This window comes from Neobacillus sp. Fa239 (assembly GCF_055395235.1).
Genome location: NZ_AP041611.1, coordinates 2193362 through 2206383 on the forward strand (window position 1 = coordinate 2193362; position 13022 = coordinate 2206383).

A 13022-nucleotide genomic window follows, 5' to 3' on the forward strand; every position below is an offset into this window, starting at 1 on the left:
GTTAGGAGGAAGGCGGGCGGTCATCTAGAGGGGCTCTACTTGTCTGAAATCGGTTAGGAGGAAGGAACTGGGGCATCTAGAGAGGTTCTCTACGTGCCCGAAATCAGTTAGGAGGAAGCCTCACGGTAATCTAGAGAGGCTCTACGTGACCGAAATCGGTTAGGGGGAAGGCGGGCGGTAATCTAGGGAGGTGCTATGTGACCGAAATCGGTTAGGAGGTAGGGACTGGGTCATCTAGGGAGGTGCTACGTGCCCGAAATCGGTTAGGAGGGAGGCGGACGGTCATCTAGAGAGGCTCTACGTGCCCGAAATCGGTTAGGGGGAAGGCGGGCGGTAATCTAGGGAGGTGCTACGTGACCGAAATCGGTTAGGAGGAAGGGACTGGGTCATCTAGGGAGGTGCTACGTGACCGAAATCGGTTAGGAGGGAGGCGGACGGTCATCTAGAGAGGCTCTACGTGCCCGAAATCGGTTAGGGGGAAGTCTCACGGTAATCTAGAAAGGTTCTACGTGCCAAAAATCAGTTAGGAGGAAGTCTCACGGTAATCTAGAAAGGTTCTACGTGCCCGAAATCGTCCAGCAGGAATGACCACGGTCATCTAATGAGCTCCGACATGACCAAAATCAAATAGAAATTCCAAACCTGTTCTAGCTGACCCATCGCCATCAAGAATAATCCAAATTGATTCTAAATATAATGGATGGGGTAGCACGACTCAACTTGATTCATCAATTCCGGGTGGAGGAATGTACATGACGGCTTTAGGAATTGAACCGTATTTGCATGTTCGCTTTGCGAAAAATCCAGTCTATGACCCGATTGGTCATAAGTTAAGCTTTCTCGCAGACTATACTGGTTTGCCGCAGATTTGGGAACTGAATAGGGGGGAAGGGCATGAAGGATGGCCGGTCCAAACCACCTTTACAAACGATAGAATTACCTTTATTACCTATGTAAATGGGACATCGAATATAATTTTTGGTATGGATGCAGGAGGAAATGAAAATCAGCAGTTGTTTCTACTTAAGGCGGATGACAAGATTATTGACATGACAAACTCACCAGATCATATCCACCGGTACGGCGGAAGCTCACCAGATGGAAAATGGATTGTCTGGTCGAGCAATCGCCGGAATCCTGCTTTCTTTGATATTTACCTTCAAAATTTGGAAACGTTGACGATTCGGCTATTGTTTGCTGGTGATGGAAGTTTTTCATCCGTTGGGTGGACCCCTGATGGAAAATCAATTTTAATACAAAAAATAACCTCCCCTCTTGATAACGATTTGGGCATCCTCGAAATTTCAACTGGCACTATGAATTGGATTACTGAACATACTGGAGAAGCAGGATTTCGAGATGCCCACTTTAGCATGGATGGAGACTATATTTATCTCTTATCGAATAAAAACAGAGAATTCTATGGGCTTGCCTTAATCAATATTAAAACCAAGGCATTCGAGTGGCTGGAGCTTGGATACTGGGATTTTGAGGATCTGGCGATGAATCGTGATAAAAATTTATTAGCCTATTCGATCAATGAGGGAGGCATATCAAAGGGGGTTCTACTAGACATCCATCGAAGCTCTCTATATACGTGGAATACACCAATGGGTGTGATCTCCAATCTGAAATTTTCCCCGGACAGCCAAAAACTTGCCTATGAATTTAAGGGACCGGCCTATCCTTCTGATATATGGGAGCTTGACCTAAAGACCATACAGGCGGTGAGGCTTACGTATGTGTCGCGCTCACCGGTGCTGGAAAAGAAATTAGTTGAACCAGCTCTTATAACCTATCGATCCTTTGATAGTCTCCCAATTTCAGCATTTTTTTCGAAGCCGAAAGATTCCACTGAAAAAATTCCAGTTGTGATCTATATTCATGGCGGACCAGAGAGTCAAACCCGTGCAGTCTACAACCCAATTCAGCAATATTTACTAAACCATGGGTTTGCCGTTTGTTCTCCCAATATCCGCGGTAGTACTGGTTATGGAAAAACGTTTACCCACTTGGATGATGTTCGAAAAAGAATGGACGCTGTGAAGGATCTGGTTTTTTTAGTTGAATGGCTCAAGGCAAATGAAAATATTGATTCGAAACGAATCGGGATTATGGGGGGAAGCTATGGAGGGTTTATGGTTCTTGCCGCCATCAGTCACTACCCCCATTTATGGTCGGCGGGCGTTGATTTGGTTGGTATGTCGAGCCTTAGGACATTTCTTCAAACGACAAGCCCATGGCGAAAGAAGCTTAGAGAGAATGAATATGGCTCAATAGAAAGGGATGGGGAATTCTTTGATCAAATCGATCCATTGAATTTTTCTGACCGAATTTCTTCACCATTGTTAGTGATTCATGGGGAGAGCGACCCTCGTGTATCTATAAAGGAATCTGAACAAATCGTTGACAAACTAAAGAAACGAAATCACCCTGTTGACTTTATTCGATTTAAAGACGAAGGTCATACCCTTGAAAAACAAAAAAATAAACTCATTGCCTACAAGTCAATCGTGAATTTCTTTGACCGGTATATGGGTAAAGAATAGGGCTTGCTCCCAAATGGAGCAGCCCTTCAGATTGTAGACAAAAGGCATCCGAATGTGTCCATTCGGATGCCTTTTTGTTGGACTTTTGCTCGTAAGAGCAAAACTTAGACTTATCTTATTCATATATTTACCCCATTACCGGACTTTTCCATGTCCAGCTGGCCATCTTTTTCAAATTCATGGCAGCAAAAGTAAGCATCGCTTGCATAGACAATTTTTTTAGACCTCTTAAGGTTGTCCATCGCATTCCATGCTTTTCCTTAGCATCCGCAAAGACACGCTCAATCGTTTCTTTACGTCTTGCATATATAGTTTTATTTTCTTCTGTATGACGAAGATGGTCGGCTTCTTCTAAATAGTTTTCCCACACATGTCGTTGAATTAGTTTTTTATGTTCTTTACTCTGTGTACACTGTGATAATAATGGGCAATTTTTACACTCAATGGGGTTAGAGAAGTATTGTCGATAACCTTCCTTTGTCGTTGTTGCATATTTTAATATTTGTCCTTTCGGACAGATATAACAATCATAGTATTCATCATAAACATATTCATGCTTTCTTAAGAAGCCATCCTTCGTACGAGGGCGAGTGTAAGGTAATGCAGGCGTTATATCATTTTCAAATAAGTATTGGGCAATGGCAGGCGTTTTATATCCAGCATCAGCAGCAACAGCCTCAGGTTTCCCGTGTTTTTCAATGACCTTTTCTAGAAGTGGTTCAAAAATAACGCTATCGTGTATATTCCCTGGTGTAACAATCGTACCCAGAACAAAACCATTTCGATCAGCAGCTGTATGGAATGAGTAAGCAAACTGTTTAGTACGCTCGTCCTTTACGTAATAACCACTTTCTGGGTCCGTGGTGCTTTCTTTAATTTCTTTCTTTTCTTCCTTTTCAAATTTATCTGGAGGAAATGGCTTTTTCCCGTGATCTTCGCGGTCACTATTAATCTCCTCTTGTAATCGCGCTTCATATGCTTTAGTTTCTTTTCGAACGACTTTCTTCTCAATTTTACGCTTATTTGCACTTGCTTTAACATGTGTGGAATCAATAAAAACGTGATCACTGCTTATTAATTTTTTATCAGAAGCTTCCTTCAAAATACGATAGAAAATCTGCTCAAACAAATCAGTGTTCTTGAAACGTCTTTCGTAATTTTTACCGAAGGTTGAGAAATGTGGTACTTTATCATAAAATCCAAAGCCTAAAAACCAACGATAAGCAATATTTGTGTCGATTTCCTCTATAGTTTTACGCATAGAGCGAATACCGAAGGTATATTGGATAAACGCCATCTTAATCAATACTACAGGGTCAATACTCGGACGACCTCGATCAGATGAATACATATCTTGTACAAGTGAATAGATAAATGAGAAATCTATGGCAGCTTCTATTTTGCGAACCAAATGGTTCGCAGGTACAAGTTGTTCTAAAGCTATCATTTCTATTTGGTCACGATTCATCTGTGTATTTTTTGAAAGCATAGTATCCACCTCATTAAAATCTTCATATATCAATTATACAAAAAAGACTGCCGGCAGACCCGATTTTTCTCGGATTTGTCGACAGTCTGTAGGGCTTGCTCCCAAATGGAGCAGCCCTTTTATGTTTAAACTTTTAAGATCCGTCTTAAGGATGAAGTTGCTCCCCAGATTCCGATGAAAACGCCAAAAATAAGAAGAATCGAAATGCAGATTGGAATAAGCGGGAGAGGGGACAGCAGCTGGATAAAGGAAATATCAATAAATTTATTAAAATACATGTAAATAAAATAATACCCGACCGCGACAAGCAAGCTTGCCATCATTGCCCCTAAAAGTCCGATGAACGAACCTTCTATAAAAAAAGGAATGCGTATAAAATGGTTTGTCGCTCCGATCAATTTTCGAAGCTGAATTTCTTCTTTCCTGGCCAAAACGGTTATTTTTATCGTGTTTGTGATTGAATGAACTGCAGTAAAAGTAAGGAATACAATAAAAAGGGCCCCGGCAAATCGAGCGATCTTTGTTGACGTCACTAAGGAGCCTACCACGTTTTTCGCATAGGCCACTTTATCTATAAAGACAAGCTTTTCTATTTTTTTGGCTACCCCAACTACATCATTAGGCTGCTCTGTTTTAATCACCAATTCATCATTTAACGGATTTTCGTTTTTTAAAGTTTGAAAGGCAGCACCTTCATCACCCAAGTTTTTCATAAAGCTCTGCAGACCTTCTGTTTTTGATATGAACTTTACAGAAGAAACATGGTTATACGATTGAATGGTACTGATTAGAAATTTTTGCTCATCGGTATTGGTATTTTTAAGATAAGCGTGTATTTCCACATTTTGCTCTACTTTTGTTGTCATATGGTTTAAATTTATCAATACCAGGAATGTAACCCCAACGAGAAAAATCATCATCGATAAAGAACTAACCGATGCAACGGTCATCCAGCCATTCCTTTTAAAATTATTCATTCCTTCTCTTACATGCCGATTCAAGTAGGTTTTCTTTTTCAACTTGTTCGCACCTTCCTTGCAAGATCACGAAGAATACTTCCATTTTCGATTAAAATCACTCGTTTCGTGGTATGCTCAAAAAACTCTTTATTATGAGTCGTCATCAGAATGGTGGTACCCAGTTTATTGATTTCTTCAAAAACACTCATAATCTCCCAAGCTGTTTTACTATCTAAATTTCCAGTAGGTTCATCCGCAATGATTATTTTTGGCCGGTTTACAATGGCTCTTGCAATCGCGGCACGCTGTTGTTCTCCTCCAGATAATTCCTTTGGAAAATCATTTGCTTTCGCTTCAAGACCAACCATTTTCAGAGCATGATACACATTATCACGGATGAGTTTCATCGGTACCCCAATCGTTTCTTGAGCAAAAGCAACATTTTCATAAACCGTCATTTTGGATATCAAACGGAAGTCTTGAAAAACCATCCCGATCGATCTCCTTAATTGAGGAATTCTCTTATCTTTTAAAGTTGAGACCTTTATACCGTTAATAAAGAGTTCGCCGCTCGTTAGTTTTTCTTCTCTTGTGATCAGTTTATTGAGGGTGGATTTACCTGCGCCGCTCTCACCAATCATCAAGACAAATTCTCCTTTGGAAATCGTGAGGTTAATCCTTTTTAGAGCATGTACGCCATTTGGATACACTTTGGATACTTCTTCAAACTGAATCAAATCGCTCGGACCCTCCTTTCAAAAACGCTGAATTTATACATCCAATTTCCATAAATCATATTGATAGATAATCCTAAGTAATTTAGATGCATAGTCAGGATCAGTCGCATAGCCTGCATCATATAGGCCATTGGCATAATCAACAATATTGGTAACATTCTTCAAATATTGTTGATACCTTGGGGTTAATAATAGATTTGCATGAGCCAGCATACTATCATAATACGTATTATATTTGGCAAATTGGGCCGTTGTCACGATCTTTTCGCCATTTACATATTCGGTGGTTTCCATACTGACCGAACCTGCGGTGCCCGTTCCTTTTACACCAAATAAATTTTTTGCCTGATAAGCGAGGCCGGATAACCCATTATACCTGCCCGAGCTTTCCAAGATGATTTGGCCGAGTGTAATAGAGGCAGGAACTCCCTTATCGTGCTCCAGCTTTTGGGCATCAGGGACAAAAGGGGCGAGAATGGAATCTATCATTTTTGCATTATTCGGATGATTACCGTTGTTATTATTGATCAAATTAAGAATGGCATCCCCATTTTTCTGTAACAATTCAAGGGCAATGGTTTTTCCCTGTTCTTCTTTTTCTAACTGTTTTTTCTTCTCCTCCAAGAGGGCAGACAATGTTTCTTTTTCCTTTTTGTTGTTTTCCAAACTTGCTTTTATCGCTTCAAGGTTTGCTTTTTCATTAAACGTTTCATCTTGTAATTTCAGGACATTTTCTTTAATGTCAGCTACTTTGTTCTGATCTGCGATGTACTTTTCAATGAATCTCTTATCTTCCTTCATGATTTTATCATAAGCAAAGAAATGGTCGATAAATTCTCCAAAACTATTAACTGATAAGATGACATTTAAAAATGACATTTGACCATCTGTTCGATAATAAGCCGCCACTCGGGACTTGAATTCTTCTTTTCTAGTTTCTAGTAAACTGGTGATTCTCATTTCTTCCAGGTTTAAACTATTCATTTTCGCTTGAATATCGTTTAATTCATTTTCTTTTTGTTGGATATTTGCAGCGGATTCTGTGATTTGTTTATCTAATTCGGCTATTTTTTTCGCCGTCGCTTGAATTTCATCCTGAACTAGGAGCTTTTGCTGTTTAACGTTCGATAAATCGGTTTCTAGTTGTTGTTGTTGTGTAGTGACTGGGAGATTTGATTGAACGTTTTCCGCATGGGTCACTATAGGAGCTGTCATGATTGTAAGGAAACAGGCAGGTACCAAATATACCTTTTTATCCATATTGGTCAAATCCTATCTTTTTTAGATTCTAATAAATTCTAAAAATGGTCCAGGATTTAAATTATTTTTACTATGTGTACCTTTAAATCCCTCCGATTTTGATATTAACAGAACTAGGAATAAAATACCATGTCCATTTTGTAACGCTTTTAGCAGTATTTTGTGTCATGAAAAAAAGCAGGGGTAATAATCATGTACCTCTGCTTGAATTTAATATTGGAATTATGATGTGCCGCAGTCAAAGGAGAGCGCTTGCATTGCCCGTGGAGTCGAAAAAAGAGTGGCTGCGGTCAAAGGAGAACGGCTGCATTGCCCGTGGAGGAGAAAAAAGAGCTTCCACGGTTAAAGGAAAGCGGGTGCATTGCCCGCGGATGAGAAAAAAGAGTGGCCGCGGTCAAAGGAGAGCACTTGCATTGCCCGTGGAGCAGAAAAAAGAGCTTCCACGGTCAAAGGAAAGCTGGTGCATTGCCCGTGGAAGAGAAAAAAGAACGGCCGCGGTTAAAGGAAAGCAGCTGCATTGCCCATGAAGTTGAAAAAAGAACGATCACGGTAAAAGGTGAGCGGCTGCATTGCCCGTGGAGCAGAAAAAAGAGCTTCCACGGTCAAAGGAATGAGCTTGCTACAATTAAAAAGCTTGTCCGTAAATAACTCATTTAAACATTAATATAAATAAGGGAATGAAGCACCGGTTGGGTTCCATGATGGAATCCCGTATTGATTTTGGCCGATCATAGGATGCTGGGGTGAAGGCACAATTTGATGGTGATGGGCAGGGTACGGAACAGTTGTATGGATAGGTGTGGAATTCTGATAATGTTGTGCTTTACAGGAACCAGCTAGTGAAGGATGTGGACCAGTTATAATAGTATGAGTCAATTTTGACACCTCCTTCACCATATTATTTTTATCATATGTGGTACAGCGAAATTCGTTACATGAATTCTTTAAATAAAGATAGCCCCAACAATATACAAAACGATGGCAATTACCCCGCCAATCGAAGCGATCTTCAATTTAAAGCGGGCATAATCGACGAGCGGCATATCCAGAATTGTGGCGGTGGTAATTGTCGTATCGCCTAGCGGGGAACATAATGCACCAAATGCACCGCTGGCAAAGACAGCGCCTACAGTTAACGGGATCGAAGCACCGGTTGAAACGGCCAATGACATTCCCAAGGGCATGAACAATCCCCAAGTTCCCCAAGAAGAACCAATAAAATAGCCGATAAGGGAACCGAGCACAAAGATGGTAACCGGGGTCAAGAAAGCCGGCAAGACCGATCCCAAGGTGGAACTGATAAACTTTGAAAAACCAAGATCCTCTGCCGATAGAGTTAAGGACCAAATGAGGACCAGCAGCGAAATGGCCTCCATCATTTGGTTTCCGCCATCAAAAAAATGGTAAAGAATTTCATCCAATTTCTGCTTTCTGATAATGTAAAAAACAAATGACAAAACCAACGTAATAAAAACCGCCAATAACATAACAAAGGTGGCATCTGCCATGGAAAACGCCTCAAAAATGGTGTGTGCCCCTTTAGATGTGCCATTTTGCCATAATAGAAATAAGGATAATCCCAGGAGCAAGAAGACAGGGAAGATCAAATTCCAGGGTTGGGCTTTGACTAAGGACAATTCCTTTTGAATTCCAGCCCGGTGAAATTCATTCACTTCCGAATCTAATGGCTTTTGCTCGTTTTTTTGAAGGGGAGATTTTTTTCTACCGGTCCAAAAGGTTTGGACAATCCCAATCAATAACATCACAATCGCAAAAAAATTAAACAATATACTAAGTAAAAAAACATGATAGGCCGACATCCCTAAATGGAGCTTCCGAATGCTGCCCTCCACTAACGAGACCATAAAGCCGACAAAGGCAGTCGCGACCGGTAGAAGGACGATGACCGATTCTGTTGATACATCCATGGTGAGACCAACCTTTTGCTTTGGCAGGTCCATTTTTTTTATCAGTGATTTTACGATGGGACCAATCATCATGATTCGAAACATCGGCATCATGAAAGTAAAGGGGAGGGTGAGCCAAATAAGCCCGAGCAGTCCACGCTCCGTCTGAATCCTGTTCCCAACCCATTCCGAAAAGCCTTTGATCCCTCCTGAAATGTTCATCATCCCCACCAGTCCGCCAAATAAATAAAGAAACCCGATAATTTTCATATTGTTTCCATTGGAAAGGGTAGTCACGATGTAGGATACCAATTGATAGGCCCCGCCAATTACATTCACTTTGAAAAGCAAGGAACCTACCAGCAAACCCAGAACAAGACCTGGCAAGATGTTTTTTAGCCAGATGGACATCGAAATCACAATAATAAATGGTAACAAAGAAAGCCAGGTATGCTGCAAAGTTTTTTCCCCCTAAAACTCTAAAATCTTTTTCATATTATGACCCAAATTCCAGTATTTAATGGAAAGTATCGAAAAACTGGCCTAAAGTAATGGTTTGCAACTAATTCATTCACCCAATCGAAATGTCGATTCCAAAATATACTATTTTAGACAACTTATGATTTCAAAAATGAACAGAGGGATGGTTTAAATGAGAAAACCGAAGAGATCCCGTTGGAAATTGGACAGGCGGAATTCTTCATGTGTGATAGGACCGTTAAACCAGAAGCAACGACGGAACCAAGCATTTTTTATTCGTCATATAGAAGCACTTCTTCAAAAGAAAAGAGGAATTGGCGTTACTCAACATTGCAACGGTGATGAGGAGTTGTATCAAAATAAAATAGGGAATTTTTCAAAAGCCTTGCCTCATAATCAACTTGGTGAGGTATCGCTGACTTCATATAAAGCTTTACTGAGAGCTCTTGCTTCCGGAAAACCGGAAGATTTTGAAACCATCCCGTTAGGGGGGACAGTAAAGCTGTCAAATCCACAGGGGGCATACGCCTACGATTTCGTTGGTCCAGATAGTCACCAGCTCAGTCTTGAAGCTCCGCCAAGATTTAGCAGTTCTTGGGAAGCTGGTGAAATGGCAGAATTATATTGGCGGGCACTTACAAGGGATATTCCCTTTACGGAATATGATATGAATGCAAGGATCTTAGAAGCTGTTTCCGATCTGAACAATTTTTCCGATTTTCGGGGCCCGAAAGATCATGGCAATGTGACAACAAAAACCTTATTTAGAGGAAATACACCAGGCGATTTAACAGGTCCTTTTGTCTCGCAATTTCTCTGGAAGGATGTCAGGCAGGGGATTAAAACAGTAAATCAGCAATATTTGACGCCTATGGCAGGTTCGGACTTTCTCACATCATATGATGAGTGGCTCAAAATTCAAAATGGACAGCCCCCAACATTATCCATACAATTCGATTCCACACCAAGGTATATCCGCAATGGCCGAGATCTCAGTGAATGGGTTCATCAGGACTATACCTTTCAAGCTTTTCTTAATGCCGCTTTAATCTTAATGAGTTTTGGACCTGCGGCTCTTGATCCGGCCAATCCATATTTACATTCGAATACCCAGAGCAGTTTTGTCACCTTTGGTCAAGTGCATATTTTGGATTTTGTTGCAAAAGCAACAAGACAAGCTTTAGAAGCAGCATGGTTTCAAAAATGGCTGGTCCATCGCCGACTTCGCCCAGAGGAATTTGGCGGCTTTGTGCACAACCATTTAACAGGTAAGGCATCCTATCCAATTAACCCGGAACTACTCCATTCAAAGGCAGTTGAACAGGTTGAAAAACAATTTGGCTCTTACTTATTGCCAATGGCCTATCCGGAAGGCTGTCCAACCCATCCTTCCTATCCAGCTGGACATGCATGTCTCGTGGGAGCAGGAGCTACCATTCTGAAAGCCTTCTTTAAGGAATCATTTGAAATTCCCCAACCTGTTGTTGCCAATGCTGATGGCACTTCACTACTTCCTTATACAGGTCCATCCCTTACTATCGGGGGGGAATTAAACAAACTCGCAGCCAATATTTGCCATGCTCGTGACACGGCGGGAGTACATTGGCGATCGGACGGGGATGCCGGGCTTAAATTAGGTGAGCAGGTCGCAATCGGAATACTTCAGAGCTACCGGAGAACCTACAATGAACCATTTGAAGGATTTTCACTTACCAAATTTGATGGTACCGTTATAACAATCTAAGAGAAGAAAAGGTTGTAGAGTTATCGTTCCCAATTTTGTCTATTCCTTTATAGAAGAATGAAAATAGCTACCGAAGTAAAAAATAATAACTCAGGTAGGACAAAAAATGGGGGGATTTGATTGCCAAAAGTAGAAGTTTCATGCGCCATATCTAATTGTTCGTTTTATGGAGAAGGAAATGTTTGTAATGCGGAGAAAATTATGGTTGAAGTTGATAGCCATTCCAGATATGATACAGAAATGTCTTCTGAATTAGGTGAAAAGAATCATAAAGATACCGCGGTCAATTCAGCCGAAACGTGTTGCAAAACATTTAAACCCAAAAGCTAATCATGGTTAGTCCCAAAGGATTAGTCGGTAAAAGCACGGACTCGCTAAAAGTATGACCAATCAAATATTGTGAAAAGCATTCATAGGCAGTTCCATGAATGCTTTTTGTATAGTGATTTTCCATAATAATATTATGTAAACTAAGTTTTTTTGATGGACAAAAAAATTCGGTGCACATTCTCCACCCCCCTGCATATATTAGCTTCTGTGTGAGAAATTCATTAGGGGGCAAAAAAAAATGAACACCAATCAATCCATTACCATTAAGAAAAACGATTATAAAGAAGGAGTCAGCGGCTATAAGGTCATTGAATTCAACGTATCCGATCCAAGCGAAAATTTATTTGCCGTTGTCACTCCAATAAAAAAACAATAATCGAATGATAAGCTAACAAGTAAAAACTATCTTTTTTGTAAACCTACATAGAAGGATGGTTCCATTGTTTTTTAAACAAAAATATTGCTTGTTATAACCATGAAAAAACACCTTCCAAATGAGGAAGGTGTTCGTTTTTTAATGTGGAATTACAACCCATGCATCTGGTAAATAACGCATACCTACAGAAGTGTGGGTAGCTGGCTGCAGCTGAAGCGCTCCATCCTTTATCATGGTTGTAGAACCTCCGCCATCCATTGCTATGGCGTTGGTTACGTTATATTTCTCAAATAACTGGGCCAAATCGGACATTGTGGCACCACGATGCGTTTTATTCCAATAAAAACGGCCATCTGTGATAATCATGACGATGCTTCCGTTTTTTTCTTGACCGATGGCGGTTCTTGGAGCCCATCCCCAGGCAGCGTCAATGTTGGATGATACCCGGTTTTCTCCATTTACAATCAATTGCGGACCAAAACTTACCGCATCGCGAACACCCATATTCAACAGCTGGTTCACGGAATAACTCCCGGTGATAAACTGACCATCCTTTAAAAACGCAGCCACAAGCTGCGGCACTCTGTAGCTATGTGGAATAGAAATAACCTTGCCATTGCTTATTTCAATACCTATTGGCTGAGCACCAGATCCATCTCCTCGTGGATCGTAAAATCCCCCGCCATTAATCCCTGCGACCCCATTATTTTGTTTAATTAAATCTGATAATGGCTGCCCTTGGCTGGAATACCGCGTTCCTACAAGGTGAACAGTTGTTGGGTCAGGAATCACCATTACTTTGGCTGTAAAATTATCTGTATTAATCGTGTCCACACGAATCGTTTCTTTAGAGCCAGTAGCAGCATGATTCTCTTTCTTTTTTACAGGAATTATTGCCGTTTTCATAGTCGGAGGGTGTAACATGGCTTGATACAATTCATTAATTTCCGACTGTGGAAGTAAAAAACCCAAGTATTTCATATACTGTGGATGCTGTGATGAAATAATGGTACCAACGATCATTCTTCGAAGTTGGTGTCCTTGATTTGTTCCATATAAAAATCCACTTCCAGCTAGGAAGAGAACCAAGATCATAATCGCAAAAACACGCCAAACGAGACTTTTTTTTAATTTGAGTTGATGGCGTGGAATATAGGTTGTTTTCGTCGTGTTGAGTTCCATACCATCTCA

General features: G+C 40.7%; 12 protein-coding genes. 5 read left to right on the top strand and 7 right to left on the bottom strand.

Annotation, left to right across the window (positions count from 1 at the left end):
- The first annotated feature begins 752 nt into the window (after nucleotides 1–752).
- The gene (locus ACZ5XR_RS10465) at nucleotides 753–2549 is read left to right on the top strand and encodes a S9 family peptidase (protein ID WP_464501594.1); all 1797 of its coding nucleotides are present in this window, start codon (nucleotides 753–755) and stop codon (nucleotides 2547–2549) included.
- A 127-nt stretch (nucleotides 2550–2676) separates the two neighbouring features.
- On the opposite strand, the gene ACZ5XR_RS10470 is transcribed toward ACZ5XR_RS10465, so the two are convergent.
- From ACZ5XR_RS10470 to ACZ5XR_RS10485, 4 genes are all read right to left on the bottom strand, one after another.
- Nucleotides 2677–4038 (bottom strand): IS1182 family transposase, encoded by a 1362-nt coding sequence (locus tag ACZ5XR_RS10470; RefSeq protein ID WP_464500685.1) that lies wholly within the window; start codon nucleotides 4036–4038, stop codon nucleotides 2677–2679.
- A 125-nt stretch (nucleotides 4039–4163) separates the two neighbouring features.
- Entirely contained in the window at nucleotides 4164–5057 is an 894-nt protein-coding gene (gene ftsX, locus ACZ5XR_RS10475; protein WP_464501595.1) for a permease-like cell division protein FtsX, read from the bottom strand.
- Complete coding sequence (ftsE, locus tag ACZ5XR_RS10480; protein ID WP_464501596.1) at nucleotides 5054–5734, bottom strand: cell division ATP-binding protein FtsE; 681 nt, start codon at nucleotides 5732–5734, stop codon at nucleotides 5054–5056. Before ftsE ends, ftsX begins: the two co-directional genes overlap by 4 nt.
- Nucleotides 5735–5767: 33 nt before the next feature.
- Complete coding sequence (locus tag ACZ5XR_RS10485; RefSeq protein WP_464501597.1) at nucleotides 5768–6994, bottom strand: glucosaminidase domain-containing protein; 1227 nt, start codon at nucleotides 6992–6994, stop codon at nucleotides 5768–5770.
- A 167-nt stretch (nucleotides 6995–7161) separates the two neighbouring features.
- Here ACZ5XR_RS10485 and ACZ5XR_RS10490 point away from each other — a divergent pair, with 167 nt between their 5' ends.
- Entirely contained in the window at nucleotides 7162–7521 is a 360-nt protein-coding gene (locus tag ACZ5XR_RS10490) for a hypothetical protein (RefSeq protein WP_464501598.1), read from the top strand.
- A 133-nt stretch (nucleotides 7522–7654) separates the two neighbouring features.
- On the opposite strand, the gene ACZ5XR_RS10495 is transcribed toward ACZ5XR_RS10490, so the two are convergent.
- Both ACZ5XR_RS10495 and ACZ5XR_RS10500 read right to left on the bottom strand, forming a co-directional pair.
- A complete protein-coding gene (locus tag ACZ5XR_RS10495) occupies nucleotides 7655–7870 on the bottom strand; it encodes a hypothetical protein (protein WP_464501599.1) in 216 nt (71 codons plus the stop codon).
- Between the two features lie 68 nt (nucleotides 7871–7938).
- Entirely contained in the window at nucleotides 7939–9360 is a 1422-nt protein-coding gene (locus ACZ5XR_RS10500; protein ID WP_464501600.1) for a Na+/H+ antiporter NhaC family protein, read from the bottom strand.
- 193 nt (nucleotides 9361–9553) lie between these two features.
- Between ACZ5XR_RS10500 and ACZ5XR_RS10505 the strand changes: the two genes are divergently transcribed.
- The 3 genes from ACZ5XR_RS10505 (at nucleotide 9554) to ACZ5XR_RS10515 (ending at nucleotide 11831) form a co-directional block, all read left to right on the top strand.
- A complete protein-coding gene (locus tag ACZ5XR_RS10505; protein WP_464501601.1) occupies nucleotides 9554–11125 on the top strand; it encodes a vanadium-dependent haloperoxidase in 1572 nt (523 codons plus the stop codon).
- Between the two features lie 120 nt (nucleotides 11126–11245).
- The gene (locus ACZ5XR_RS10510; protein WP_464501602.1) at nucleotides 11246–11455 is read left to right on the top strand and encodes a DUF1540 domain-containing protein; all 210 of its coding nucleotides are present in this window, start codon (nucleotides 11246–11248) and stop codon (nucleotides 11453–11455) included.
- Nucleotides 11456–11693: 238 nt separating this feature from the next.
- The gene (locus ACZ5XR_RS10515) at nucleotides 11694–11831 is read left to right on the top strand and encodes a hypothetical protein (RefSeq protein WP_464501603.1); all 138 of its coding nucleotides are present in this window, start codon (nucleotides 11694–11696) and stop codon (nucleotides 11829–11831) included.
- A gap of 138 nt (nucleotides 11832–11969) precedes the next feature.
- Here ACZ5XR_RS10515 and ACZ5XR_RS10520 read toward each other — a convergent pair whose 3' ends face one another.
- Nucleotides 11970–13013 carry a phosphodiester glycosidase family protein gene (locus tag ACZ5XR_RS10520; protein WP_464501604.1) on the bottom strand — a complete coding sequence of 348 codons (1044 nt, stop codon included), beginning with the start codon at nucleotides 13011–13013 and terminating at the stop codon, nucleotides 11970–11972.
- Nucleotides 13014–13022 lie beyond the last annotated feature (9 nt).